Below are 24,895 nucleotides of genomic sequence, written 5' to 3' on the forward strand. Positions count from 1 at the left end.
CAGGGGAGACCAGAAACTTGAGCACGCCAGAAGCGGTCGGACTGTCGAGCGAGCGATTGAAGCGCATCGATAGCTTCATCCAGTCCAAGTATATCGACACGGGAAAACTGCCCTGCGCGCTTACCCAAGTCTGGCGGCGGGGGCAGCTGGCCTATACATCGGTGCTGGGCAGCGCCGATGTCGAGCGAGGAAAGCCGCTCAAGGCCGACAGCCTGTTTCGCATCTACTCGATGACCAAGCCGGTCACGAGCGTGGCCTTCATGATGCTGGTCGAGGACGGCCTGGTGTCGCTGGACGATCCGGTGCATCGCTTCATCCCGGCCTGGCGAGACCTGGGCGTGTTCACCGCCGGGGTCGAGGGCGCGTTCCAGACCAAGCGCGCCGGCGAGCCGATGCGGACGATCGACCTGCTGCGGCATACCTCGGGTCTTACCTACGGCTTCCAGCAGCGGACCAATGTCGACGCGGCCTATCGCAAGCTGAAGCTGGACGGGATCGACAGCGAGGGCGGCCTGCAGGGCTTCGTCGACGCGCTGGGGACCGTGCCGCTGGAGTTCTCGCCGGGCGAGGCCTGGAACTACTCGGTCTCGACCGACGTGCTGGGCTATCTGGTCGAGACGATCTCGGGGATGCCGTTCGACGTCTTCCTCAAGACCCGCATCTTCGATCCGCTGAAGATGGTCGACACCGGCTTCTTCGTACCCGAGAGCCAGCGCGAGCGCTTCACCGCCTGCTACGCCCTCACGCCTTCGGGCCGGGTGGTGCTGCAGGACGATCCGGAGAAGAGCCGGTTCTTCAAGGACCCGTCGGTGAAGTCCGGCGGCGGCGGTCTGGTCTCGACGGCCGACGACTACATGCGCTTCTGCCGGATGCTGCTGAACGGTGGCGAGCTGGACGGCGCGCGCCTGCTCAGTCCCAAGACCATCAAGCTGATGACCATGAACCACCTGCCGGGCGGCAAGGAGCTGGTCCAGGTCTCGAAGTCGCTGTTCAGCGAGGCGGTGTTCGAAGGCCTGGGCTTCGGCCTCGGCTTCGCCATGACCATCGACCAGGCCCGTACCAAGAACCTGGGCTCGCTGGGCGAATATTTCTGGGGCGGCATGGCCTCGACGGCGTTCTGGATCGACCCGGTCGAGGATCTGGCGGTGGTGTTCATGACCCAGCTGATGCCGTCGACCTCCTATCCGATCCGGCGCGAGCTGCGGACGCTGGTCTATTCGAGCTTCACGGAGGCGGCGGGGTAGGGAGTCTCCCGGCCAAAGAAAGCGGCGCGGGAGGCTGCTCCCGCGCCGAGTTGCGCTTTACCAAAGTCCGACGCGTCGCGAGCAACGCGCCACGCTCGCGGAATTCACCGACTTCGAAGTGTGAGGACGCGTGCAAGGCGCATCCAAAGTCCATGGCTTCCCGCGAACGCCCTCCCCAGCGCGGATCATTCTCTCTGGATTTCAGGTAAATGCGGCGCCGAGCAGCCCCTCGACGCCGCATCCACCCCCACGGATGATCTCGGCTGAAACTGTAATTTCGAATTTGTAGTATGCGAATAAATTCGTCAACGCCGCCCCGTATCGAAGCGCTCCGAAAGCGCGTGTCGTCGCGGAGGTCTGGACATCTTCGCGCGAGCGTGCACGCTGGCTTCAAACAACCGTTCAAACGCCAAAACGGCATTCTTAAGAGCAGGGGTCGAAACGTCATGGCCGCGATCAACGCCGTCACCGATCTTTCCGTCGAAGGCGACATCGGCGTCGTCACGCTGAACTCCCCGCCGGTCAACGCGCTGTCGGCCGCCGTCCGCGAAGGCTTGAAGGGCGCGTTCGACGCGGCCATCGCCGATCCGGCCGTGCGGGCGATCGTGCTGATCTGCGAGGGCAAGACCTTCATCGCCGGGGCCGACATCACCGAGTTCGGCAAGGCCATGACCGGCCCCAGCCTGCAGGACGTGCAAGGCGTCATCGAGAACGCGCCCAAGCCCGTGGTGGCGGCGATCCACGGCACGGCCCTGGGCGGCGGCCTGGAGGTGGCCCTGGTGGCCCACTACCGCGTCGCGGTCCCCTCGGCCAAGGCCGGCCTGCCGGAAGTGAACATCGGCCTGCTGCCGGGCGCCGGCGGCACCCAGCGCCTACCGCGCATCGTCGGCGTCGAGAAGGCGCTGGAGATGGTCACCAGCGGCCAGCACGTACCGGCCAAGGCGGCCCTGGCCATGGGCCTGTTCGATGAGCTGGTCGAGGAAGGAAACCTCCGCGCCGGCGCGATCGCCTTCGCCAAGACCGTTCTGGCCGAGGGCCGTCCGCTGAAGAAGGTTCGCGAGCTGAACGACAAGGTCGAGGCCGCGCGCGGCAGGCCCGAGATCTTCGCCGACTTCCGCAAGGCCAACGCCAAGAAGTTCCGCGGCTTCATGGCCCCGGAGAACAACATCAAGTGCATCGAGGCGGCGGTGAACCTGCCGTTCGAGGAGGGGCTGAAGGAAGAGCGCCGGCTGTTCATGGAGCTGATGACGGGCAGCCAGTCTGCCGCCCAGCGCTACGTGTTCTTCGCCGAGCGTCAGGCCGCCAAGATCCCGGACGTGCCGGACGACACGCCCACGATCCCCGTCAAGAAGGTCGGCGTCATCGGCGCCGGCACCATGGGCGGCGGCATCTCGATGAACTTCCTCAACGCCGGCATTCCGGTGACGATCATCGAGGCCAAGCAGGAGAACCTGGAGCGCGGCGTCGGCGTCATCCGCAAGAACTACGAGAACACCGCCAAGAAGGGCCGCCTGACCCAGGACGACGTCGAAAAGCGCATGGGCCTGCTGACCCCCTCGATGAACCTCGAGGACCTGGGCGACTGCGACCTGATCATCGAGGCCGTGTTCGAGCTGATGGAGATCAAGAAGGAGGTCTTCGGCAAGCTGGACAAGATCGCCAAGCCCGGCGCGATCCTGGCCTCGAACACCTCGTACCTGGACATCGACGTGATCGCCGCCAGCACCAGCCGGCCCGAGAGCGTGATCGGCCTGCACTTCTTCTCGCCGGCCAATGTCATGCGCCTGCTGGAGATCGTGCGCGGCGCCAAGACCGACAAGTCGGTGATCGCCACCTCGATGCAGATCGGCAAGAAGATCGGCAAGGTCGCGGTGCTGGTCGGCAACTGTCACGGCTTCGTCGGCAACCGCATGCTGGCCCAGCGCCAGCGCGAGGCCCAGAAACTGATCCTGGAAGGCGCCATGCCCTGGGACGTGGACCGCGTGCTCTATGACTTTGGCCTGCCCATGGGGCCGTTCGCCATGAGCGACCTGGCCGGCCTCGACATCGGCTGGGACCCGGCCAAGACCAGCTCGTCCACCGTGCGCGAGGTGCTATGCGAGATGGACCGTCGCGGCCAGAAGAACGGCAAGGGCTTCTACGACTACGACGAGAACCGCAACGCCAAGCCGTCGCCGGTCGTGGAAGAGGTGATCCGCGACTTCGCCGAGAAGCGCCAGATTCAGCGCCGCGAGATCAGCGATCAAGAGATTCTGGAGCGCTGCCTGTATCCGATGGTCAACGAGGGCGCGAAGATCCTCGAGGAAGGCAAGGCTATCCGGGCGTCCGACATCGATATCGTCTGGATCAACGGCTATGGCTGGCCGGTCTATCGGGGCGGTCCGATGTTCTGGGGCGAGCTGGTGGGCCTCGACAAGATTCTGGCCAAGATGAAGGAATTCCAGGCCGCCCACGGCGACGACTTCAAGCCGTCGGCCCTGCTGGAGCGGCTCGTGGCCGAGGGCAAGGGGTTCAAGGACGCTTGAGGCTCTATCGATCTCACTAATCTTGTCATCCCGGTAAGCGCGTAGCGCTTGTCCGGGACCCGGGGGGCACCGCATTGCGCCGGCTCCTGGGTCCCGGCTCTCCGCTTCGCCGCGGCCGGGATGACAAGCGTTGTTGCGTTTGGGGAAGTAAATCCATGACCACCATCGCCGCCATGATGTCCGCCGACTACGGCGTGATGGGCGACATCCTGCGCCAGCGCGCCCAGGAGGGGCCCAACCATCCGGCCGTGATCATGGAGACCGGCGAGGCGGTGACCTACGCGCAGTTCGACGCCCTGGTCGACCGCGTCGCCGCCGCCCTGCAGCGTGACGGGATCGCGCCGGGCGAGGCGATCGCCGTCTGCGCCCTGTCGTCGATCCCCTATGCGGCGGTGTTCCTGGGCGGCCTGCGGGCCGGCGTCGCCGTGGCGCCGATCGCGCCGTCCTCTACGCCCGAGGCCATCGCCGGCATGGTCGCCGACTGCGGGGCCAGGCTGTTCTTCCTCGACGCCGGCGTGGCCGAGGCCCAAGCGCCCGCGCCGATCCCCGTCCGCCAGATCGCCCTTGATGGCTCGGCCGCCGGCGAGTCCTTCGACGCCTGGCTGGCCCCCGAAGGCGCGACGCCGCGGCCTGTCGCGATCGCGCCCGACCAGCCGTTCAACATCATCTATTCCAGCGGCACGACCGGCACGCCCAAGGGCATCGTCCAGTCGCACGGCATGCGCTGGAAGCACGTCTTCCGCGGCGACGCGGTCGGCTATGGCCCCGCGGCGGTCACGGTCCTGTCGACGCCGCTCTATTCGAACACCACCCTGGTCTGCTTCTTCCCGACCCTGGCGGGCGGCGGGACCGTCGTGCTGATGAAGAAGTTCGACGCCGGCCGGTATCTGGAACTGGCCCAGAAGCACCGCATGACCCACACCATGCTGGTGCCGGTGCAGTATCGCCGCCTGATGGAGCGGCCGGACTTCGACCGCTACGACCTGTCCTCGACGCACCTGAAGTTCTGCACCAGCGCCCCGTTCGGCGCCGAGCTGAAGGGGGAGGTGCTGAAGCGCTGGCCCGGCGGCCTGGTCGAGTATTTCGGCATGACCGAGGGCGGCGGAACCTGCATCCTGATGTGCCACGAGCATCCGGACAAGCTGCACACGGTCGGCCAGCCCGCGCCGGGCCACGACATCCGGCTGATCGACGAGGACGGCGTCCAGGTCGGCCCCGGCGTGGTCGGCGAGATCGTCGGCCGTTCGGCCGCGACCATGAGCGGCTATCACGGCCGCCCGGACAAGACCGCCGAGGCCATCTGGACCTCGCCCGAGGGCTGGACCTTCATCCGCACCGGCGATGTCGGCCGCTTCGACGAAGAGGGGTTCCTGACCCTGATGGATCGCAAGAAAGACATGATCATCAGCGGCGGCTTCAACATCTATCCGTCCGACCTGGAGGCGGTGCTGGTCCAGCATCCGGCCGTGGTCGAGGCGGCGGTGGTCGGCGTGCCCTCGGACGCCTGGGGCGAGACGCCTGTGGCCTTCGTGGCGGTGAAGGGCGAGGCCGACGCCGAGGCGATCAAGACCTTCGTCAACGGCCAGGTCGGCAAGACCCAGCGCCTGGCCGACGTGAAGATCGTCGACAGCCTGCCGCGCAGCCATATCGGCAAGGTGCTGAAGCGCGAACTGCGGGACTCCTGGCAAAATCAGCCTAGTCGCTGAACTTTTTGCCGCGACGGCGCGCCACATTAGGCCGGGCGGAATCGATGAATACGGTTGCTTAACCATATGGTGCGGCCATGGTGGTCGCCCGGTTCGTCGTGGAATGCGTTCTAAAGCCATGCTCCCGAAGCCCGCCGCCGTTCCGACCCTCGTCCCGCAAGGGAAGACCTTCGTCCGCGCGACCGGAGCGCCGATCGACTTCGACGCCGTGGCCGCCGCCCTGGGCGTCGCCGGACATGGCGCGGACCTGCACCAGCGCCTGGCCGCCCGTTTCGCCCGTCCCGTCGCGGTGCGCGCCTTCGCCGACCGCGTCGAGGCCACCGCCGCGGCCCTGAAGGCCCTGGGCGTGCGCGAAGGCGGCGTCTGTGTCGTCTCCGCCCTGGCCGATCCGGAGACCCTGGCCGGCGTCGCCGCCGCGGGGCTCAAGGCCTGGCTGGTCGATGTCGACCCGTTCAGCGCCATGTTCGACACCGGCCACCTGCGCGAGCGCCTGCCCGACGCGCCGGGGCCGCTGGAGGCCATCGTTCCCGCCGCCGCCCACGGCCGCGCGCCCGACATGCGCGCCTGGGCCGCCTTCCGCGCCGAGACCGGACTGCCGATCCTGGTCGACGCCGCCGGCGCCTTCGACGTGGTGATCGCAGCGCCGGTCCCCGTTCTCGTGGGCCTGCCCGCTGGGTCGGGCGTGTTCGTCGCCTGCGAGGACGCCACCCCGATCAACGCCATCGACGCCGCGCCCTTCTCCGGCGACGACGGCCTCGCCGCCTGGCCGGGTCTGCGCCAGCGCCTGTGCGGCACGGCCCAGCAACTGCGTGTCCTGCTGTTGGACAGCGGCGTCGGCTTCCAGCCCGGCTGGGGCATGAGCTGGATCTCGCAGACCTGCGCGCTGTCTCTGCCGACCGACGACGCCGGCGCGGTGGCCTGGAAGCTGCAGGCGGCCGGCGTGCCCGCCAGCTGCTCCGTGCGCGATCGGTCTCTCGCCACCGACGACACCCCGACCGCCGATCACCTGGCGGCCTCGACCGTGGTCATCACCCTGGATCCGAACCTCGATATCGAAGGCCTGGATCGCCTGTGCGACGCCCTGCGCGACGCGGTGGCCTAAGGCCCCGCAATGGCCTAGTCATTCGGCGTCGTACACGCCGAAGGTTCCGATGGCCGAAGAGTTCTCCCTGACCCGCGACTGGGGTTTCGAGCTGCCCGACGAGGTCTGGGCGCTCACCGAAGCCGAGCTGGGCGAGCAGGTCCGTTACAATGACGACCTGTGCCAGTGGGGCGACCGCGTCTTCATCCGCTGCATCCTGCCGGTCCCGCTGAAGGGCGCCGACGACTATTTCGGCTGGGGCGCCTGGAGCGAGGTCGAGCCCGAGGTCTTCGAGCGCTATCTTGAGCTCTACGAAGAGGACGGCCGCGAGGAGCCGCCGGTCCCTGGCAAGCTGGCCAACCGCCTGCCGCCCTATCCCGGCACCACCCTGGGCACCCGTGTGATGATCCAGTTCCAGACCCCGGACGAGCGGCCCACCCTGAACCTGCTGGAGGGCGACAAGAGCCGGCTGGCCCAGGAACAGCGCGAGGGCATCGACGCCGCGCGGCACCGCGAGATTCTGGAGATCAGCGAAGCCTAGAGCCAGCCCGTCTTGCGGAACCGCCGGTACAGCAGCCCGCAGACCGCCACGATCACGACCAGCACGCCGTAGTAGCCGTATTCCCACTTCAGCTCGGGCATGTGCTCGAAGTTCATGCCGTAGATCCCGGCCACCGCCGTCGGCACGGCCAGGATGGCGGCCCAGGCGGCCAGCTGGCGGGTGATCACGCCCTGGCGCTGCTGTTCCAGCAGGCTGCTGATTTCGAACACGAAGGTCAGCACCTCGCGCAGGCCGTCGACCAGGATCTCGGTGCGCTGGATGTGATCGCGGACGTCGCGGAAATAGGGCCGCACCTCGCTGTCGATGCAGGGCAGATCGTGATGCTCCAGCGCGCTGACCACCTGGGTCATGGGGCCGAGCAGCTTCTTGAACTTCATCAGCGCCCGGCGAAGATTGAAGATGCGGGCGATCTCCGCGCGGCTGAGAAAGGCGTCCAACGCCCGCCGCTCGAAGGCGACCAGCTCTTCCTCGATGGCGTCGACGACGGGCATGTAGCCGTCGACGATGAAGTCCAGCACCGCGTGCAGCACGTAGTCGACGCCGTGCGCCAGCAGGGCCGGGGCGGCCTCCAGCTGGGCCCGCAGTTCGGTGTGAGCCCGCGCCGAGCCGTGGCGGACGGTGATCAGGTGGCGGCGACCGACGAAGAAGTCGGTCTCGCCATATTCGATGTGGTCATTGTCCAGGCGCGCGGTCTTGGCGACGACGAACAGCTGGTCGCCATAGACGTCGACCTTCGGCGTCTGGCGGGCGTTCAGCGCGTCCTCGATCGCCAGCGGGTGCAGATCGAAGGCCTGCTGCAGCACGCGCAGCTCGCCTTCGTCGGGTTCCACCAGGCCGATCCAGACGAACTCGCCGTCGCGCGGCCGCAGGCCGTCCGGATCGTCCAGGCTGATCGGGCGGACGGCCTGGCCGGCGACATAGGCGTTGGCGGCGACGACGCTCACGGGTGGGGCTCTTGGGGCTAGTGGCTGGCCGCGTAGGCCTCGACCTTGGCCACCCGCTCGGCCTTCTCGGCTTCGGTCAGGAACGAGCCGGTGAAGCTGTTCTTGGCCAGGGTGACGATCTCTTCGCGGGTCAGGCCCACGGCGCCGGCGGTGGCCATGTAGTTCTCCAGCAGGTAGCCGCCGAAATAGGCCGGATCGTCGGAGTTCACGGTCGCCTTCAGGCCCAGGGAGAGCATCTTTTTCAGCGGATGGACGTCCAGGCTGGGCACGCCGCACAGCTTCAGGTTCGACAGCGGGCAGACGGTCAGGGTCGTCCCGTCCTTGACCAGGCGCGCGGTCAGGGCCTCGTCCTCGAGGGCGCGGTTGCCGTGGTCGATGCGGTCGACCTTCACCAGGTCGATGGCTTCCCAGACATAGGCCGGCGGGCCTTCCTCGCCGGCATGGGCCACGACCTTGAGGCCGAGGTCCCGGGCGGCTTGCATGACGCGGGCGAACTTGGCCGGCGGGTGGCCGACCTCGGAGCTGTCCAGGCCGACGCCGGCGATCTTGTCCAGCCAGGGCTTGGCCTGCTCCAGGGTCTCGAAGGCGGCCTCTTCCGACAGGTGGCGCAGGAAGCAGAGGATCAGCTTGGAGGTGACGCCCAGCGTCTTCTCGGCCTCGTCCATGCCGGCCAGCAGGCCCTTCATCACCGTGTCGAAGGCGATGCCGCGATCGGTGTGGGTCTGGGGGTCGAAGAAGATCTCGGCGTGGGTCCCGCCGTCGGCGGCCAGGCGCTTGAAATAGGCCAGGGCCAGGTCCTTGAAGTCGGCCTCGGTGATCAGCACCCCCGCGCCCTGGTAGTAGATGTCCAGGAAGTCCTGCAGGTTCGAGAAGGCGTAGGCGGCCCGGATCTCGTCCACCGACTTGAAGGGCAGGGTGATCCCGTTGCGCTGGGCCAGCTCGAACATCAGCTCGGGCTCGAGGCTGCCCTCGATGTGCATGTGCAATTCGGCTTTCGGGAGGCCGCGGACGAAGTCGGTAAAGGCGGTGTCGATCATGCGGACGTTATGAGCCTCCCTAGCGACGCCTTTCAACTGTCATCCCATGCTTTGTGCGCGGGACCCGTCCGTCCGCCGCCAGTGCGGAGAGGACAGGCGCCTGCCTAGAGCGGTTGCGGCGTCTTCGGCGGGCCTTCCGGCAACGGAATGAACTCGTCGTGGTCGAGGTCGGGCAGCTTCATGCGGCCAGCCTTCCAGTCGGCCTTGGCCTGCTCGATGCGGTCCTTTGACGAGGAGACGAAGTTCCACTCCATGAAACGCGGGCCGATCGGCTCGCCGCCCAGCAGCATGACGGTCGAGCGCTCCAGCGCCTTGAACACCACGGTCTCGCCCGGCGCGAAGACGGCCATCTGCAGGGCCGAGAGCTCGCGGCCGTCGACCTCGACCCGGCCGTCGGCGACATAGGCCGCGCGCTCGGAATATTCGGCTGGCAGGGCCGCGGTCGCGCCCGGCTCGAGCTCCCAGTGGACGTAGAACAGCGGCGAGAACACCGGCACATTGGCCTTGGCGCCGAACGCCTCGCCGGCGATCAGCCGCGCCTTCAGCCCGCCGCTCTCGTAGGACGGCAGCTCGGCCTGGCCTTCGTGGTGGCTGAAGCTGGGGGCGATCTCTTCATATTCCTTGGGCAGGGCGATCCAGGCCTGCATGCCATCCATGCGGCCGCCCTGGCGGCGCAGGGTCTCGAAGCGTTCGGAGTGGGTGATGCCCGAGCCGGCGGTCATCCAGTTGACCTCGCCCGGCTTGATCACGGTCTCGGAGCCGACGCTGTCGCGGTGGGTGATCTCTCCCTGGAACAGGTAGGACAGGGTGGAGAGGCCGATGTGCGGATGCGGGCGGACGTCGGCGCTCTTGGAGAAGCCCGGCGCGAAGTCGGCCGGCCCCATGTGGTCCAGGAAGGTGAACGGGCCGACCATGCGCTTGGCGTGGAAGGGCAGCACGCGGCCAACCTCGAAGTTTCCGATGTCGTGACGGCGGGCTTCGATGACGAGGTCGATCATGGGGCGGCTCCGGGAAGGAATAAGCGGAACTTAGCTGGGACAAGACCGCCGCGTCTTGTGCAAAGCCGGCAATGCAAGGTTCGCGTTTTTGAACCCTACAGCGTGTCGGCGGCCTTCTTCAGCGGCAGCAGCGCCAGCAGGCTGATCGCGCCCGCGCCGGCGAGATACAGGCCGACCAGCTTCAGGCCGCCGTGCGTCGCCAGGGCCTGGGCGATGGCCGGGGTCATGCCGCCGCCGATCACCCCGCCGACATTGAAGGCGATCGACGAGCCGGTATAGCGCACCCGCGCCGGAAACAGGCTGGGCAGCCAGGCCCCCAGCGGGCCATAGACCAGGCCCATGACCACCAGGGCCAGGGACAGAAAGGCGCCGATCGTCCAGAGCGAGCCCGAGCCCATCATCGGCGCCAGGGCCGCGCCGGCGGCGATGGTCAGCAGCGAGCCGGCCATCAGCACGCGGCGCGGGCTGGTCTTGTCGGCCCAGTAGCCGGCCCAGACGATGCCGCCGGCCATGAACAGGATGGCGACCAGCAGCACGCCCAGGAACACCTGGCGGTCATAGCCGAGGGCCGTGACGCCGTAGCCCAGCGAGAAGGCGGTGGTCAGGTAGAAGAGCGCGAAGCAGGCGACGACGGCGAACGTGCCGCCGATCGTCTCGCGGGCGTGGGTCTTCAGCAGCTCAGCCACCGGCACGTGCGGCGGCGGGGCGGCGTGGGCGGCGGCCTGGAAGGCGGGCGTCTCGGTCAGCTTGAGGCGGATCCACAGGCCGACCCCGACCAGCAGGATGCTGCCCAGGAACGGCAGTCGCCAGCCCCAGCTCTGGAACTGCTCCGGCGTCAGGACGGCGCCCAGAGCCAGGAACAGGCCATTGGCGGCGATGAAGCCCACCGGCGCGCCCAGCTGCGGGAACATGCCGAAGCGCGCGCGGAAGCCGGGCGGGGCGTTCTCCACCGCCAGCAGGGCCGCGCCGCCCCACTCGCCGCCCAGGCCAAAGCCCTGGCCGAAGCGCAGCAGGCACAGCAGGAACGGCGCGACCCAGCCGGCCGTGGCGTAGGTCGGCAGGAAGGCCACCAGCAGGGTCGAGCCGCCCATGATCAACAGCGAGGCCACCAGGGTCGACTTGCGCCCGATGCGGTCCCCGAAATGGCCGAACACGATCGAGCCCAGCGGGCGGGCGATGAAGGCCACGCTCAGGCTGGCGTAGGAGGCCAGGAGCTGCATGGCCGGCGAACTGGCGGGAAAGAACAGCGGCCCGAACACCAGGGAGGCGGCGGTCGCGTAGATATAGAAGTCGTAGAACTCGACCGCCGTGCCGATCAGGCTGGCGGCCAGCACGCGTCGCGTCGACGCGCCGGCGGCGCTCGATGGGGCCATCTGGCCTCTCCCCAAGGTGTCGGAAGATCGACGCGGACGACTCCAGGGCCGCCACGCGCCGTCGTGAGGATCAGCCCAGCGGGCTGACGTACGGGCTCACCAGACCCAGCGGCACGGCCGTCGAGTTCTTGACGCCGCGGATGACGATGCGGCTCTCGATGTTGCTGACCAGGCCCAGCGACAGCAGCTTCTCGCGCAGGAACTCGTCGAAGGCGCGCATGTCGCGGGTGACGATGCGCATCTCGTAGTCAGCCGCGCCGGTGACGGTGGCGCACTGCACGACCTCGGCCCACTTGGCGACGGCCTGCTCGAACGTGTCCAGATTTTCCTTGGTCGGAAGGGACAGCTTGACGGTGCAATAGACTTCGAAGCCCAGACCCAGCTTTTCGCGGTCCAGGATCGTGACGCGACGCTGGATGACGCCGGCGTCTTCCAGGCGCTTGATCCGGCGCCAGCACGGGCTGGACGAGAGGCCGACTCGTTCGGCGATCTCCGCGACGGACAGTCCGGCGTCGTGTTGGATGAGATCCAGGATCTTGGCATCCACGGCGTCGAGTTGTTCGGACAAGAAATTCCTCCCCCAAGCGGGCGTTGACGCTCCAATTTTGCGCAAAGGGGCCCTGAGTCGGGCACGCCTTGGGCAAACAATTTCCGCGCTTCTATAAGATATTGCGTTACGGGCGAGAAGACCCCGGAGGAAAATTTTTGCCATGCGGCACTCTGAAGTCACTCTCGACGACAAATATGTGCTCGAAGATGGTCGAGCCTTCATCACTGGCGTGCAGGCGCTGCTGCGGGTCCTGCTGGATCGCAAGCGTCTCGATCGCCTCGCGGGGCTGAACACGGGGGGCTATCTTTCCGGCTATCGCGGCTCGCCCCTGGGCGGCCTCGACCAGCAGGCCGCGCGCATCAAGAAGCTGCTGACCGCGCACGACGTGGTCTTCCAGGAAGGCCTGAACGAGGACCTCGCCGCCACCGCCGTGTGGGGCAGCCAGCAGGCCAATCTCTTCCCCGGCGCGCTTTATGATGGCGTGTTCGGCATGTGGTACGGCAAGGCGCCCGGCGTCGACCGCACCGGCGACGTCTTCAAGCACGCCAATTTCGCGGGGACCTTCCCGACCGGCGGCGTGCTGGCGGTGGCCGGCGACGACCACGGCTGCAAGAGCTCGACCCTGCCGTCGCAATCGGAATTCGCCTTCCAGGACTTCGAGATGCCGGTGCTGTCGCCGGCCGACGTTCAGGAAGTGCTGGACTATGGCGTCCTCGGCATCGCCCTGTCGCGGTTCTCGGGTCTGTGGACGGGCATGATCGCCCTGGCCGACACCATGGACTCGGGCGTGACCATCGATGTTTCGCTGGGCCGCCACCAGGCTGTCATTCCAGACTTCCCGTTCCCGCCCGGCGGTCTCGGCATCCGGCTGAAGGACCAGCCGATGGAGAAGGAACGGCGGATGCGGCTGCACAAGCTGCCCGCCGCCCTGGCCTTCGCCCGCGCCAACCACATCGACCGCGTGGTGTTGGGCGCCTCGCACGTGCGCGTCGGCAAGGCGCGCCTGGGCATCGTCTGCCAGGGCCAGGCCTACAAGGACGTGTTGGAGGCCTTCACGGCCATGGGCATGACCCTGCAGGAAGCCGCCGACCTGGGTGTCTCGATCTACAAGGTCGGCATGCCCTGGCCGCTGGAGCCGCTGGGCCTGCGCGCCTTCGCCGCCGGCCTCGAGACCCTGATGGTCATCGAGCACAAGCGCGGCCTGATCGAGCCTCAGGCGCGCGCGGCGCTTTATGATCTCCCCGCCCAGGCGCGTCCGCGCATCATCGGCAAGGTCGACGAACGCGGCGCGCCGCTGCTCTCGGAGCTCGGCTCGTTGTCGGTGGCCGAAATCGCGCTCGCCATCTACGACCGCCTGCCGGACGGCCCGCACATGGAGCGGGCCCGCGCCTATCTGAACCGCGTTTCGGCCGCCGGCGTCGCCGCTGTCAGTCTGGCCGCCGACCAGGCCCGCAAGCCGTTCTTCTGCTCGGGCTGCCCGCACAACAGCTCGACCAAGCTGCCGGAGGGCTCGCGCGCCCTGGCGGGCATCGGCTGCCACTACATGGCCGGGTTCAACGACCCGATGACCGACCTCAACACCCACATGGGCGGCGAAGGCCTGACCTGGGTGGGCGCCGCGCCGTTCACCAGCGAGAAGCACGTCTTCCAGAACCTGGGCGACGGCACCTACAACCACTCCGGCTCGCTGGCCATTCGCGGCGCGATCGCGGCCAAGGCCAACATCACCTACAAGCTGCTCTATAACGACGCCGTCGCCATGACCGGCGGCCAGCGCGCCGAGAGCGGATTCACCCCCGCCCAGATCACCCGCCAGCTGGCGGCCGAGGGCGTGACCAAGACCGTCATCGTCGTCGACGAGCTGAACCGCTACGAGGGGGTCAACGACCTGGCGCCCGGCGTCGAGGTCTTCCCGCGTTCGGACCTGATGCGCGTGCAGGAGATGCTGCGCGACACGGCTGGCGTGACGGTGCTGCTCTACGACCAGACCTGCGCCACCGAAAAGCGCCGCCGTCGCAAGCGCGGCTCCATGCCCAAGGCGACGAAGCGCGTCTTCATCAATCCGCTGGTCTGCGAAGGCTGCGGCGACTGCTCGGTGAAGTCCAACTGCGTCTCCGTCGAACCGCTGGCCACCGAGTTTGGCCGCAAGCGCAAGATCAACCAGTCGTCCTGTAACCAGGACTACAGCTGCGTCGAGGGCTTCTGCCCCTCGTTCGTCACGTTGGAAGGCGCCGAGAGCGCCCAGGCCAAGAAGACGCCGGCGGCCCTGACCGCCGAGTCGACGCCGCTGCCCGAGTTCGAGCCGCTGACGGGCGTGCGCAAGATCCTGTTCACGGGCGTGGGCGGCACGGGCGTGACGACCGTGGCCTCGATCCTGGCCATGGCCGCCCATATCGACGGCCGCGCCGGCAGCGTGGTGGACATGACGGGTCTGGCCCAGAAGGGCGGCTCGGTGTTCAGCCACGTCAAGATCGGCGAGACCGAGGAGACCATCGTCGGCGGCCGCGTCCCTGCCGCCAGCGCCGACGTGCTGATCGCCTGCGACCTGCTGGTGGCGGCCTCGCCCGAGGGCCTGTCGCTCTACGCCAAGGACCGCACCCGCGCCTTCGGCAACAGCGACTTCGCCCCCACGGCCGACTTCGTCACCAGCCGCGACGTCAAGTTCGACAGCGGCGCCATGGCGCGCCGGGTCAAGGGCGCGACCAACACCTTCGACGCCTGCCCGGCCCAGCGCCTGGCCGAGACCGAGTTCGGCGACGCCATCTACGCCAACATGATCATGGTCGGATTCGCCTGGCAGCGCGGGGTGATCCCGGTTTCCAGCCGCGCCCTCTATCGCGCCATCAAGCTGAACGGCGTCGACGCCGAGGCCAATTTGCAGGCCTTCGAACTGGGCCGCCGCGTGGCCCACGACCCGGCCTCGATCACCGTCAAGGAAGACAAGGTCGCCACGCCTGAGACCCTGCCGCTGGACGAGCTGATCGCCCACCGCGTCAAGGAACTGACCGCCTACCAGAACGCCGCCTACGCCCAGCGCTACGCGGACAAGGTGGCCAAGGTTCGCAGCGCCGAAGCCGCCATCGGCGGTGAGGCCCTGACCCGCGCGGCGGCGGTCAACCTCTACAAGCTGATGGCCTACAAGGACGAGTACGAGGTCGCTCGTCTGTACACGGACGGTCGTTTCAAGGCCGAGTTGGCCGGGACCTTCAAGGGCGGCAAGGCCAAGGTCTGGCTCTCGCCGCCGCTGCTGGCGCCCAAGGGGCCGGACGGCAAGCCCAAGAAGATCGCCTTCGGCGGCTGGATGCTCGACGCCGCCTTCCCGATGATGGCGAAGATGAAGGGCCTGCGAGGCGGCCCGCTCGACATCTTCGGCCACACCGAGGAGCGCAGGATGGAGCGCGGCCTGATGACGTCCTACGAGACGACCCTCGACCGCCTGGCCGCCGGCCTCTCCCAGGAGAGCCTGCCGCTGGCGGTGAAGATCGCCGAGATCCCGCAGCAGATCCGCGGCTACGGCCACGTCAAGGACGCCTCGGTGGTCACGGCCAAGGCGGCGGAGGCCAAGCTGTGGGCGCAGTGGGGCGGTAGCTGACCACCGTATCGTGGCGGGAAGTCTGTGATAGACTTTCCATCATGAACAAGCCGGTTCGCGACGCTTCGGTTTCAGTGACCCTTCCCAGCAGCGCGGTGGAGGAACTTAGCGCGCGCGTCGCCTCGGGAGAGTTCGGCAGCCTGGATGAGGCCGTCACGGCCGCGCTCCTGGAGCTTGAGCACTTTCGCGCCGTCGAATTGGTTGGGGGCGAGGCGGCGTTTCAGGCTCTGGCGGGGCGGATCGAAGCCGATTCCGAAGCGCATGTCGGCGAGGTCGACGCTTTCGAGTTCCTGCATGCGCTGAAAGACGAATATGAGCGCTTTGCCGCCCAGGGCGACCGCGCTTGAAGCCAGTGCGTCTCAGCGCGCTGGCCGCTAAGGAAATCCGCCGGATAGGCGAGGACATAAAGCGCGATAAGCCCCAGGCCGCAGTGGCTTTCGTGGCTCAGCTGCTTAAGCGCTGCGAGAGTGTGGCCAACGCGCCTGAAGGCTACGGACTGAATCCGCAATACGGCTCCGCCGTACGCGGTGTAACAGTTTCGCCCTATGTGATCCTGTATCGGATACGAGCAACGGACATCCTTATCCTCAGTGTCCGGCATGGCGCGCGCAGGCCGGTGGCGCTGAAATGATCAGGGACCTGCGTGGCGCGCTCCGGGGTTCGTGCTAGGCTTCCCGCCATGACCAAGACCGCCAAACCTGTGACTGTCACCCTCAGCGCCGAGGACGCCGCCGATCTGCAGGCGCGGGTCGAGCGGGGCGAGTTCGCTTCCCTCGAGGAGGGCGTCGCGGCCGAGCTGGCCGAGCTGAACTATCGGCGGGCGGCGGAGATCGTCGGCGGACCGGAAAAGCTCGAGGCTCTGCTGGACAAGCTGGAAGTGGTCGAGACGCAGGATCCCGCCGACTGGATCGGCGGCAAGCGTTCGCTGTCCGACATGCTGGCGGACCTGAAGGCCCAGGCCGGATCGTAGGCGTTCCCATGGCGGATTTCGATTTCGACGCCGTCGTGGTCGGCGCGGGCGCGGTCGGGCTGGCCTGCGGTTACGCGCTCGCCAGGCGCGGCCTGATCGTCGCCGTGCTGGAGGCCGAGAGCCACATCGGCCAGGGCGTGTCGTCACGCAATTCCGAGGTGATCCACGGCGGGCTCTACTATCCGACCGGGTCGCTGAAGGCGCGGCTGTGCGTCCAGGGACGGCGGCTGCTGTACGCGTTCCTCGACACCCACGGCGTCGCCTACAAGCGCTGCGGCAAGCTGGTGGTGGCGACGTCCGACGACGAGATCCCGCGCCTCGACGCCATCTGGGATCAGGCCCTGGCCAACGATGTCGAGGGCATGGCGCGGCTGACCGGCGAGCAGGCCCGCGCCCTGGAGCCCGGCCTCAACGCCCACGCGGCGCTGCTGTCGCCGGAGAGCGGCGTCTTCGCCAGCCACGACTACATGCTGGCCCTGCAAGGCGAGATCGAGGCCGCCGGCGGGGCGGTGGTGCTGTCGACGCCGTTCGAAGGGGCCGAAGCGCTGCCGGGGGGCGGCTTCACCGTGCGCGCGGGCGGCGCGGATCCGACCGCCCTGACCTGCCGCCTGCTGGTCACCGCGCCGGGCCTGTCGTCGCAAGCGGTCGCCGGCCGCATCGAAGGTTATCCGGCCGACCACATTCCCAAGCCCTACTACGGCAAGGGCGTCTATTTCCGCCTGACCGGCAAGGCGCCGTTCCAGCGGCTGATCTATCCGCCGCCTATCCACGGGGCGCTGGGGACCCACTACCGCAACGACCTGGGCGGCCAGGCGGTGTTCGGGCCCGACCTGGAGTATGTGCCCGCGCCCGACTATTCGGTCGATCCAGCCAAGGCCGAGGCCTTCGCCGCCTATATCCGCAAGTTCTGGCCAGGCCTGCCCGACGGCGCCCTGCAACCCGACTACGCCGGCGTGAGGCCCAAGCTGCATGGCCCCGATGAGCCGCAGCCCGACTTCCAGCTGCGCGGCGCCGAGGACCACGGCTTCGAAGGCCTGATGGCGTTGTTCGGCATCGAGAGCCCGGGCCTGACCAGTTCTTTGGCGATCGGCGAAACCGTGGCCGCGAGGCTGCTGGGGGAGCCGGCCGTCTAGCTTCGCGTTGACACTGGATCGGCGCCCGCCGATGGTCCGCCGCCTTATACGCCGCCCCCGGAGTTCGCCTTGACCAACCTGCTGCACGCCATGCTGGGCAAGGGTCTGGGCGGTCTGGAGCAGGTGTTTCTCGACTATCAGCCGATCCTCGAGGCCTGGGCCGCCAAGCGCGGCGGACGGTGCGTCGGCGTGGTGCGCAACGGCGGCAAGGTGGCCGCCGCGCAAGCCGGACGGACCCCGCCCCTCATCCCGATGCCGGCCTTCACCGACTGGGACCCGATCACCCTCGGCGCGGCGCGCGCCGTGGTCCGGGCGAACAGGCCGGCGATCATCCTCAGCCACGGCCAGCGTCCGGCGCGGGTGTTCGCCAAGGCCGCCCCGGCCGGCGTCATCCAGGCCGTCTGCGTGCACAAGCCCAGCTTCGACGTGACGCCGGGGACCCACTATCTGTGCGTCGGCCAGCACCTGGCGAACCTGGCCCTGGAGCGCGGCGCGGCGGCCGATCACGTCCACGTCGTTCAGAACGCAGTGCGGCCGCCGCCAGTCCAGGCCCAGCCCTTCGCCCGCGAGGACGGGCCGGTGAAGATCGTCGCCGCCGGTCGGCTGCACGCCAAGAAGGGTTTCGACGTCCTGATCCGCGCGGTCGGCAAGCTGCGCGCCTGGGACGTCGACGTCACCTGCGAGATCGCGGGCGAGGGCGCCGAGCGCGCCGACCTGGAGGCGCTGATCAAGACGCTGGATCTCGATCCGTGCGTGAAGCTGGTCGGTTGGACCGACGACATCGCCGGCTTCCTGGCCACGGGCGACCTGTTCGCCTTTCCCTCGCACCAGGAAGGCTTTCCGCTGACCCTGCTGGAGGCCATGGCGGTCGGCCTGCCGGTGGTGGCCACCGAGATCGACGGGCCGGTCGAGATCCTCGACGAGGGCGTCACCGGCCGGCTCGTGCCGGACGACGACCCCGACCGTCTGGCCGAGGCCCTGGGCGAGCTGATCAGCGACCGCGATACGGCCCAACGGCTGGGCGCGGCGGCGCGCGAACTGGTGCTGACCGAATACGGACCCGACGAACTGGCGCGGCGGCTGGAGGCCGCGCTGGACGGAATGCTCGTCAATTCTAAGGCTTGATGCCAACCGCGCTCGGGAGTATGACCCCCGTCCGTCCTGGCTATGGCTGGGTAGCTCAGATGGTTAGAGCGGTGGATTCATAACCCACAGGTCGGCGGTTCGATCCCGCCCCCCGCCACCAGGACGGAGTACTTTCTCCTTAGAATTCAAAGGCGACCGAGGCCTAAGCCCCGACCGCCTTTTTAAGGATTTCGTTCGCGCGGCTCTGCCAGCCTGGGCCCCCTTCACGAAGCTTTTCGAGCACGTCTTGGTCGAGCCTCAGGGTGACCTGCTGTTTAGGGCGATCGGACTTCGGACGCCCCGGCCGTGTTAGCGTACCGTTGGCCGGCCTGATGACTTTCCCGCCGATACGGAGCTCTGCGCGCTCAAACTGTTCGTCGGTCCATTCAGGAGCATCATCCGGATCGATCCAAGAGTTCTCCGAATTTGCTTTGTTCTCGGGCATTGCACTTCCTCATCGAGATGATGCGACGTGCTCCCCCGCGCGGCGTCCAAACAACCATAACTAGGCCCCCGCCAAGCAGACCGATCGTTTGAAATCGTTCTTCTCCATAATCTCTGCGATCATCGAGAATTGTAAACGTGATCCCTTCGAAAAGGGATGCCGCATCGGCGAAGTCTAAATCTCGATACTCTAGTGTCCGTTGACGTTTCTCATCGTCAAATTCAATTTCCATTTTCGGAAAATACCTTTTCCACGTCTTCGAATAGCCTCTCGGTCATTCGCTCGCATGGCAGCCCCCGTTGAGAATGGAATGATTTTTGTAGCTACATAAACTCATTGAGTCAATGATTTTCCGTAGTTCAAAAATTGTAAGGCGCGCTCATGTGTGCAGAGCGCACCGCAACGCCGCCGCCCATGATCCGTTCTCGCCCCATGGCGCGCGCTCCCAAGGTCTTTACGTGGTCGGACGGCTTCCATCGCTACACGGTGGCGGCGACCTCGCGCGCCAAGGCTCTGGCCGCCTGGGAGACGGATCGGGATCTGTTCAAGGAAGGCGTCGCCGAGGAAGCGCCCGATGCGCCCGACGCCAAGGCGGCCCTGGCCGCGGCGGGCGCGGTGATCCGGCGGGCCGAGGGCGGTTTGAAGTCGGCGGTCGACAGGCTTCCGAAGGCCAGGCCGAAACCGAAGGTCGACAGTCAGGCCGAGACCGCGCGGAAGAAGGCGCTCGCGGAGGCCGAAGCCGCGCTCGACGCCGCCGAAGCCGAACAACGCGACGCCGAGGCCGACCTTGAGCGCCGTCGGCGCGCGCTCGACGCCGAGGCCGCCGCGATCAGCGGCTCCTGGGCGAAGCGGCGCGCTGCCCTGGAAAAGACCATCGCGCGTCAGCGACGGTGATCGTTGCGCCGCCGCGCAGGCCCTGCCCGTCGAGATAGTCGAGCAGAGCCGCCGGATAGTCAGTCTGGACGACGCTGACGCCCTGCGCGATCAGGCCGCCCCAGGCCTTGGCGGGATCGATCAGGGCGCGCCGATCACCGGCCGCGTTGGCTAGTCCCTTCAGACCCTTGCCGGCCAGGGCGTTGGTCCAGAGGCGGACGCCGGCGGCGCGGGCGGCGTCGCGCACGGCCACGAAGCCATTCTTTTTCACGCCATCCAGCTCGATGGCCGGGATCGCCCGCGCGCCGGACGCCTGGGCGGTGGTGATCGCCGCCAACTGGCCGGCGCGCGGGGCGCCCTTGCCGCCAATGATCGGCATGAAGGCCAGGTTCTTGTAGAGCGGCAGGTCCGCGATCGGCGGTGCGCCCAGGCCGGCCCGGGCCTTGAACAGCACCCAGTCGGCGGCGTCGACATCATGCACCAGGCGGGCGACCTGTGCGGGCGAGCCTTGCTTCAGGTCGAGATTGACCAGGATGCGGCCGCGGGCCGCCTTGAGGAAGGCGCTCAAGGTGGGCGGCGCGGAGTCGGTGGCCTGGTCGCCGGCCTTCAGGCGCAGGGCCTGCAGCTCGCCCAAGGTCAGATCCGCCACCCTTCCCTTGCCCGTGGTGGTCCGGTCGACCTTGGCGTCATGCATGAGCACCAGGGCGCCGTCCTGGGTGCGGCGCACGTCGACCTCGACCACGTCGACGCCCAGGGCGATGCAGCGCTCCAGGGCGGCGAGGGAGTTCTCCGGGACGGCGCTGGTCAGGCCGCGCGACGGGGCGGGCGCGTGGCAGGCGCGGTGGGCTACGACCATGACGCCGTCGGTCGGGTCATAGAGGCGTTCGCGCGGGTCGGCGGCATGCGCCGAACCGGCCATGGTTCCGATGGCGAGAGCGATCGAAAGCGCGCCAAGTCGCATGGTCCAAGTTCCCCAGCCCTTACCGCTAGATCGCCGATTCACGCGACAGGCGTGCGGCGGTTCGGACTCATTGGGATGACGTCACCGGAGAGGCCGCGCCTCAGGCTTTCCGATGCGCCAAGTTGTCCCGCGCGGGCCGGCCCTAGACCTTTCGGAAACCCCGCAGGACGTTGGCCTCGGTGCTGAGCTGCAGCTTGGCGTAGTCGATGCGCGGCGTGTCCGAGAAGATCAGGTAATAGTACTTCATCTGCTCGGACCACCAGTATCCTGGGCAGTTGTCGCCCTGGGTCATCGGCTTGGTCGTGATGTCCTTCAGAGCGGTGTAGCCATAGGCGGCGCGGCTGGTCGCCTTCATCTCGCGATAGTGGATCGCCGTCAGCTGGCGATAGCGGTCGTCGCGGTCCAGCAGCCACAGGTTCAGGCAGGCGTCGGCATATTCGGGGCGCAGGCCGGTGGCCTTGCGGCGCGCCTGGCGGGTGGCGATGTCGATCGATTCCGGAATGACGCCGTACAGGGCCTGCATCTCGGTGAACGAGGCCAGGTAGTCGTCGCCCTCCGTCTTGAAGCCGACCTGGGCCAGCAGGCCGGCATAGTAGGCGGCCAGCTCGCTCTGGGAGGTGTTCAGCACCGCGCCGGTCTCGTAGTCGACCATCGGGAACCACAGGCGGCCGTCATAGCGCTTGGCCTGGTGGGCCAGCTGGGCGGCCGTGACCTCCTGCGCCCAGCGCTTGCAGTCCTCGTCGCCGAACAGCTCCCAGGCGTCCCACAGATATTCGTAGAAGCTGTCAGCGTAGATATCGATGCTGGCCGTGCGGCTGATCCACTCGCCCGTACGCGCATCGATGTTGGCGGCCATCAGGCCGATCTTCGAGCGCTTGTCGAGCGCGTGCTTCATGGCCTTCTTGGCGACGTCGAAATAGCGCTTGTCGCCGGTCAGCTGGCTGAGCACGCCGAACTCGGTGATGTAGGTGCCGATCTCGGCCAGGTTGGTTTCGGGATCGCGGACCGCGCCGGTCTTCAGGTTCACATAACGCCAGGGCAGGCCGTGGGGCGAGGCGTCGAACGCCTTCAGCAGACGGTCGGCCAGGTCCTTGGCCTTGGCCAGCAGTACGGGATCGCCGCAGGCCAGGTGGGCCGAGATCAGGCCGCCGACCAGACGGATATTGGTCTCGAAGACCTGGGCCTCGCCATTGACGTCGAAGTCCAGCGACGACTTCACCCAGTCGACGCCGGCCTGGAACTCGGCGTCCAGGCCCATGATCCACAGGGTGTCCAGCGCCTCGACCAGGGAGAGGCCCAGATCATGACCCTCGACGAAGAACGACTGCGACGTGCCGCTGACGGGATTGATCTCGTCCTTGCCCCAGGCCTTGGCGACATAGCCCTGCCAGGCCCATTGGAATTCCTTGCGGACGTCGGCGGCCAGCGCCTTCCAGTCTTCCTTGGGCGCACCCTTCTTGGGCGCGGCGGCGGCCAAGCCAGGCGCGAGGCCGGCGGCGGCGAGGGCGGCGAAGGCGGAGCGGCGGGTGAGTCGAGCGGGCGTCATGGCCCCAACCTAGCGGCGACCGAAGGCTTGAGCGAGGGGAAGACGGTGGGACGCCGGCCGGGATCACGACTTCCCGGCCGGCGAGGAGACTGGCGGTTGGGCGCGCCAGGGGCCCCTTGAAACCTAGGACGCCGCGGCCGGCGACGACCCGCCATAAGCTTGGCCTAAAGTTTCGAGGTCTCGTTCGCCGGGGTCTCCGGCAGGCGGGCGCGCAGGGTGCAGCTCAGGCCTTCGGGGCGATAGTCCATGGTGGCCGCGCCCTTCAGTTCGCCGCCCAGGCTGCGTTCGATCAGGCGCGAGCCGAAGCCCTTTCGCGTGGGCGCCGCCACCGGAGGGCCGCCGGTCTCGGTCCAGACGACCTCCAGCGCACGGTCGTCGGGAGCGTAGGTCCAAGACAGACTCACGCGGCCGGCGGCATTGGACAGCGACCCGTATTTCAGGGCGTTGGTGGCCATTTCATGAAGGATCAGCGCCATGGTCAGCGCGCCGCCCGGCTGCAGGCGCACGGCGGGGCCGTCGATCGCGAAGCGCGCGCCGGTCTGGTCGAAGGGGCGCAGGGCGCGCTCGACCACTTCGCGCAGCTCCGCGCCGTGCCAGCTCTCGCGGGTCAGGATGTCGTGCACGCCCGACAGACCCAGCAGGCGCGCCTCGAACTTCTCGAAGGCCACGACCGGATCGGGCTCGTTGCGCAGGGTCTGGGCGGCCATCGACTGGACGGTGGCCAGGGTGTTCTTCACCCGATGGTTCAGTTCGTTGATCAGCAGGCGAAGCTGGCTCTGGTGGCGCGCCTGGGCGTCCTCGGCCTCCTTGCGGACGCTGATGTCGGAGATGATCGCCAGGATGTAGGCGGGTTGGCCGTCGACGCGCACCATCGAGGCGGTCAGGTGGATCCAGAGGTCGCTATCGCCCACCAGAAACCGCCGTTCGGCCGCGCAGGTCTCGATCTCGCCCGACAGCAGGGCCGCGCTCGACAGGAGCGTTTCATCCAGCACGCCCGGATGCACGAGGCTCTGCAGCGACACACCCAGCAGGGCCTCACGATCGCGCCGCAGCAGGGCGCAGAAGCTGTCATTGGCTTCCAGGATCTCACCGGTGGGTGTCAGCCGCGCCACGCCCATGGCGGCCTGATCGAAGACGGCGCGGTAGCGGGCCTCGGCGGCCTCCAGCTTCAGGCGGGCCTCGATATTGGCGGTGACCACCTCGGTATAGAGGACCAGCCCCCCGATTTCGCCGGCCCCGTCGTCGGTGGGATCCGTGCGCCAGGGCGCCATCGACCAGCGGATCCACTCGGTGCGGCCGTCGCGGTCGACATAGGGATCGCCTTCGTGGCGCAGTTCGACGCCTTCGGCGAGGACGCGGGCGTGCAGGTCGCGCCACTTTTGCGGGATCTCTGGGAAGACGTCGTAATGCTGGCGGCCGATCAGCGGCATGTCGGGCGGCAGGCGCTGGTCGGTCAGGTACTGCCGAGAGGCGGCCAGGTAGCGCATCTGGTTGTCGAAGATCGCGATGCCCAAAGGCGCGTGCTTCAGCGCCGTGGTGACGCTGGGCGACCCGGCCATTTGAGGCCTGGACTGGGGCGGCGCTTCTTTGCTCATCGCGCCTTATGGTAGCGGTCTCGGTCGCCACCGGCGCTGAATTTCCCGTGACAGGTTGTTGGACGAATTGCCGCACCTGCCAGGGCGAAGCGAGCGGTGCTCAGCTGGCCACCGGAAACACCCGCGTCTGTTTGACCACGCCATAGGCGAAGCTGGTGTCGATCGAGGCGATGCCCGGGATGGCGTGCAGCTTGCGGCGCATGAAGGCCTCATAGGTCTCCAGGCTGTCGACGATCACGCGCAGCAGATAGTCGTCGCTGCCGGCCAGCAGAAAGCAGTCCAGGATCTGGTCGATGCGCTGCACCTGCGCCTCGAAGCCGGTGATCAGATCCTGGCTGGGACTGTTCAGGCGCACACGGACGAAGACCGTGATCGGCAGGCCGTAGGCCTTCTGGTCGACCAGGGCGGTATAGCCGGTGATGACTCCCTCGGCCTCCAGATTGCGCACCCGGCGCAGGCAGGGCGAGGGCGACAGGTTCACCCGCTCGGCCAGCTCCTGATTGGTCAGCCGCCCGTCCTTCTGCAGCTCGCGTATGATCTGGCGGTCCTTGGTGTCCATTGACGTCCCTTGAGCAGAATCTGCCAAAACAGGAGCCCATCGTAGCAGAATTCGCAATCCATCTTCCCCCGCTTCG

At 67.7% G+C, this 24,895-nt stretch carries 23 protein-coding genes and 1 tRNA gene; 13 read left to right on the plus strand and 11 right to left on the minus strand.

The features are described from left to right. Window positions 1–17: 17 nt before the first annotated feature. The 5 genes from EIK80_RS04885 to EIK80_RS04905 all read left to right on the plus strand — a co-directional run bounded on the left by EIK80_RS04885 (window position 18) and on the right by EIK80_RS04905 (window position 7,097). Window positions 18–1,244, plus strand: coding sequence for a serine hydrolase (locus tag EIK80_RS04885; protein WP_125155873.1), 1,227 nt, complete (start codon window positions 18–20; stop codon window positions 1,242–1,244). Window positions 1,245–1,690: 446 nt separating this feature from the next. Continuing rightward, window positions 1,691–3,769, plus strand: a complete 2,079-nt coding sequence (locus tag EIK80_RS04890; protein WP_125155874.1) for a 3-hydroxyacyl-CoA dehydrogenase NAD-binding domain-containing protein — start codon at window positions 1,691–1,693, stop codon at window positions 3,767–3,769. Window positions 3,770–3,924: 155 nt separating this feature from the next. After that, entirely contained in the window at window positions 3,925–5,475 is a 1,551-nt protein-coding gene (locus tag EIK80_RS04895; protein ID WP_125155875.1) for a class I adenylate-forming enzyme family protein, read from the plus strand. A gap of 118 nt (window positions 5,476–5,593) precedes the next feature. Further along, window positions 5,594–6,577: a DegT/DnrJ/EryC1/StrS family aminotransferase gene (locus EIK80_RS04900; RefSeq protein WP_370450194.1), complete on the plus strand. Its 984-nt coding sequence runs from the start codon at window positions 5,594–5,596 to the stop codon at window positions 6,575–6,577. Window positions 6,578–6,626: 49 nt separating this feature from the next. Further along, window positions 6,627–7,097, plus strand: coding sequence for a DUF2199 domain-containing protein (locus EIK80_RS04905; RefSeq protein ID WP_125155877.1), 471 nt, complete (start codon window positions 6,627–6,629; stop codon window positions 7,095–7,097). Here the strand turns inward: EIK80_RS04905 and corA are convergent. From corA to EIK80_RS04930, 5 genes are all read right to left on the minus strand, one after another. After that, window positions 7,094–8,062: a magnesium/cobalt transporter CorA gene (gene corA, locus EIK80_RS04910; RefSeq protein ID WP_125155878.1), complete on the minus strand. Its 969-nt coding sequence runs from the start codon at window positions 8,060–8,062 to the stop codon at window positions 7,094–7,096. The two genes, EIK80_RS04905 and corA, sit on opposite strands and share 4 nt — an antisense overlap. Before the next feature lie 17 nt (window positions 8,063–8,079). Next, the gene (locus EIK80_RS04915; protein WP_125155879.1) at window positions 8,080–9,099 is read right to left on the minus strand and encodes an adenosine deaminase; all 1,020 of its coding nucleotides are present in this window, start codon (window positions 9,097–9,099) and stop codon (window positions 8,080–8,082) included. Between the two features lie 104 nt (window positions 9,100–9,203). Then, window positions 9,204–10,097: a pirin family protein gene (locus EIK80_RS04920; RefSeq protein ID WP_125155880.1), complete on the minus strand. Its 894-nt coding sequence runs from the start codon at window positions 10,095–10,097 to the stop codon at window positions 9,204–9,206. Window positions 10,098–10,192: 95 nt separating this feature from the next. After that, entirely contained in the window at window positions 10,193–11,470 is a 1,278-nt protein-coding gene (locus EIK80_RS04925; protein ID WP_125155881.1) for an MFS transporter, read from the minus strand. 70 nt (window positions 11,471–11,540) lie between these two features. Continuing rightward, window positions 11,541–12,038 carry an Lrp/AsnC family transcriptional regulator gene (locus EIK80_RS04930; RefSeq protein ID WP_125155882.1) on the minus strand — a complete coding sequence of 166 codons (498 nt, stop codon included), beginning with the start codon at window positions 12,036–12,038 and terminating at the stop codon, window positions 11,541–11,543. Between the two features lie 142 nt (window positions 12,039–12,180). Here EIK80_RS04930 and EIK80_RS04935 point away from each other — a divergent pair, with 142 nt between their 5' ends. The 7 genes from EIK80_RS04935 to EIK80_RS04965 all read left to right on the plus strand — a co-directional run bounded on the left by EIK80_RS04935 (window position 12,181) and on the right by EIK80_RS04965 (window position 18,961). Continuing rightward, window positions 12,181–15,612 carry an indolepyruvate ferredoxin oxidoreductase family protein gene (locus tag EIK80_RS04935; RefSeq protein WP_125155883.1) on the plus strand — a complete coding sequence of 1,144 codons (3,432 nt, stop codon included), beginning with the start codon at window positions 12,181–12,183 and terminating at the stop codon, window positions 15,610–15,612. A 41-nt stretch (window positions 15,613–15,653) separates the two neighbouring features. Beyond that, complete coding sequence (locus EIK80_RS04940) at window positions 15,654–15,959, plus strand: hypothetical protein (RefSeq protein ID WP_125155884.1); 306 nt, start codon at window positions 15,654–15,656, stop codon at window positions 15,957–15,959. A gap of 5 nt (window positions 15,960–15,964) precedes the next feature. Beyond that, window positions 15,965–16,243 carry a type II toxin-antitoxin system RelE/ParE family toxin gene (locus tag EIK80_RS04945; protein WP_233586497.1) on the plus strand — a complete coding sequence of 93 codons (279 nt, stop codon included), beginning with the start codon at window positions 15,965–15,967 and terminating at the stop codon, window positions 16,241–16,243. Between the two features lie 48 nt (window positions 16,244–16,291). Then, complete coding sequence (locus EIK80_RS04950; protein WP_125155886.1) at window positions 16,292–16,582, plus strand: hypothetical protein; 291 nt, start codon at window positions 16,292–16,294, stop codon at window positions 16,580–16,582. Window positions 16,583–16,590: 8 nt separating this feature from the next. After that, window positions 16,591–17,715, plus strand: a complete 1,125-nt coding sequence (locus EIK80_RS04955; RefSeq protein ID WP_125155887.1) for an NAD(P)/FAD-dependent oxidoreductase — start codon at window positions 16,591–16,593, stop codon at window positions 17,713–17,715. Between the two features lie 69 nt (window positions 17,716–17,784). Then, window positions 17,785–18,840: a glycosyltransferase gene (locus tag EIK80_RS04960; protein WP_125155888.1), complete on the plus strand. Its 1,056-nt coding sequence runs from the start codon at window positions 17,785–17,787 to the stop codon at window positions 18,838–18,840. Window positions 18,841–18,884: 44 nt separating this feature from the next. Then, window positions 18,885–18,961: transfer RNA gene (locus EIK80_RS04965), tRNA-Met, on the plus strand. A 42-nt stretch (window positions 18,962–19,003) separates the two neighbouring features. On the opposite strand, the gene EIK80_RS04970 is transcribed toward EIK80_RS04965, so the two are convergent. Both EIK80_RS04970 and EIK80_RS04975 read right to left on the minus strand, forming a co-directional pair. Continuing rightward, window positions 19,004–19,285 (minus strand): BrnA antitoxin family protein, encoded by a 282-nt coding sequence (locus tag EIK80_RS04970; protein WP_125155889.1) that lies wholly within the window; start codon window positions 19,283–19,285, stop codon window positions 19,004–19,006. Further along, on the minus strand, window positions 19,236–19,517 hold the full coding sequence (locus EIK80_RS04975) for a BrnT family toxin (RefSeq protein ID WP_125155890.1): 282 nt from the start codon (window positions 19,515–19,517) through the stop codon (window positions 19,236–19,238). Before EIK80_RS04975 ends, EIK80_RS04970 begins: the two co-directional genes overlap by 50 nt. A 182-nt stretch (window positions 19,518–19,699) precedes the next feature. On the opposite strand from EIK80_RS04975, the gene EIK80_RS04980 reads away from it, so the two are divergent. Next, on the plus strand, window positions 19,700–20,179 hold the full coding sequence (locus tag EIK80_RS04980) for a hypothetical protein (RefSeq protein ID WP_233586439.1): 480 nt from the start codon (window positions 19,700–19,702) through the stop codon (window positions 20,177–20,179). On the opposite strand, the gene EIK80_RS04985 is transcribed toward EIK80_RS04980, so the two are convergent. The 4 genes from EIK80_RS04985 to EIK80_RS05000 form a co-directional block, all read right to left on the minus strand. Continuing rightward, window positions 20,115–21,119, minus strand: coding sequence for a glycerophosphodiester phosphodiesterase family protein (locus tag EIK80_RS04985; RefSeq protein ID WP_125155891.1), 1,005 nt, complete (start codon window positions 21,117–21,119; stop codon window positions 20,115–20,117). The two genes, EIK80_RS04980 and EIK80_RS04985, sit on opposite strands and share 65 nt — an antisense overlap. Window positions 21,120–21,261: 142 nt before the next feature. Continuing rightward, entirely contained in the window at window positions 21,262–22,665 is a 1,404-nt protein-coding gene (locus EIK80_RS04990) for a glycoside hydrolase family 47 protein (protein ID WP_125155892.1), read from the minus strand. A 164-nt stretch (window positions 22,666–22,829) separates the two neighbouring features. Continuing rightward, window positions 22,830–24,260 (minus strand): sensor histidine kinase, encoded by a 1,431-nt coding sequence (locus EIK80_RS04995; protein ID WP_125155893.1) that lies wholly within the window; start codon window positions 24,258–24,260, stop codon window positions 22,830–22,832. Between the two features lie 100 nt (window positions 24,261–24,360). Further along, window positions 24,361–24,819 (minus strand): Lrp/AsnC family transcriptional regulator, encoded by a 459-nt coding sequence (locus EIK80_RS05000; RefSeq protein WP_125155894.1) that lies wholly within the window; start codon window positions 24,817–24,819, stop codon window positions 24,361–24,363. Window positions 24,820–24,895 lie beyond the last annotated feature (76 nt).

It is taken from the genome of Caulobacter sp. 602-1 (assembly GCF_003931565.1).
In the GTDB taxonomy this organism is placed as follows: Bacteria; Pseudomonadota; Alphaproteobacteria; order Caulobacterales; family Caulobacteraceae; genus Caulobacter.

What these genes read in the sequence shown, in the direction of transcription:
- EIK80_RS04900 (WP_370450194.1), top strand. Translation starts at nt 5,594, where the DNA reads ATGCTCCCGAAGCCCGCCGCCGTTCCGACCCTCGTCCCGCAAGGGAAG.
- EIK80_RS04940 (WP_125155884.1), top strand. Translation starts at nt 15,654, where the DNA reads ATGAACAAGCCGGTTCGCGACGCTTCGGTTTCAGTGACCCTTCCCAGC.
- EIK80_RS04955 (WP_125155887.1), top strand. Translation starts at nt 16,591, where the DNA reads ATGGCGGATTTCGATTTCGACGCCGTCGTGGTCGGCGCGGGCGCGGTC.
- EIK80_RS04970 (WP_125155889.1), bottom strand. Translation starts at nt 19,285, where the DNA reads ATGCCCGAGAACAAAGCAAATTCGGAGAACTCTTGGATCGATCCGGAT.
- EIK80_RS04950 (WP_125155886.1), top strand. Translation starts at nt 16,292, where the DNA reads ATGACCAAGACCGCCAAACCTGTGACTGTCACCCTCAGCGCCGAGGAC.
- EIK80_RS04920 (WP_125155880.1), bottom strand. Translation starts at nt 10,097, where the DNA reads ATGATCGACCTCGTCATCGAAGCCCGCCGTCACGACATCGGAAACTTC.
- EIK80_RS04925 (WP_125155881.1), bottom strand. Translation starts at nt 11,470, where the DNA reads ATGGCCCCATCGAGCGCCGCCGGCGCGTCGACGCGACGCGTGCTGGCC.
- EIK80_RS04995 (WP_125155893.1), bottom strand. Translation starts at nt 24,260, where the DNA reads ATGAGCAAAGAAGCGCCGCCCCAGTCCAGGCCTCAAATGGCCGGGTCG.
- EIK80_RS04915 (WP_125155879.1), bottom strand. Translation starts at nt 9,099, where the DNA reads ATGATCGACACCGCCTTTACCGACTTCGTCCGCGGCCTCCCGAAAGCC.
- EIK80_RS04985 (WP_125155891.1), bottom strand. Translation starts at nt 21,119, where the DNA reads ATGCGACTTGGCGCGCTTTCGATCGCTCTCGCCATCGGAACCATGGCC.
- EIK80_RS04905 (WP_125155877.1), top strand. Translation starts at nt 6,627, where the DNA reads ATGGCCGAAGAGTTCTCCCTGACCCGCGACTGGGGTTTCGAGCTGCCC.
- EIK80_RS04990 (WP_125155892.1), bottom strand. Translation starts at nt 22,665, where the DNA reads ATGACGCCCGCTCGACTCACCCGCCGCTCCGCCTTCGCCGCCCTCGCC.
- EIK80_RS05000 (WP_125155894.1), bottom strand. Translation starts at nt 24,819, where the DNA reads ATGGACACCAAGGACCGCCAGATCATACGCGAGCTGCAGAAGGACGGG.
- EIK80_RS04935 (WP_125155883.1), top strand. Translation starts at nt 12,181, where the DNA reads ATGCGGCACTCTGAAGTCACTCTCGACGACAAATATGTGCTCGAAGAT.
- EIK80_RS04980 (WP_233586439.1), top strand. Translation starts at nt 19,700, where the DNA reads ATGATCCGTTCTCGCCCCATGGCGCGCGCTCCCAAGGTCTTTACGTGG.
- EIK80_RS04975 (WP_125155890.1), bottom strand. Translation starts at nt 19,517, where the DNA reads ATGGAAATTGAATTTGACGATGAGAAACGTCAACGGACACTAGAGTAT.
- EIK80_RS04890 (WP_125155874.1), top strand. Translation starts at nt 1,691, where the DNA reads ATGGCCGCGATCAACGCCGTCACCGATCTTTCCGTCGAAGGCGACATC.
- EIK80_RS04895 (WP_125155875.1), top strand. Translation starts at nt 3,925, where the DNA reads ATGACCACCATCGCCGCCATGATGTCCGCCGACTACGGCGTGATGGGC.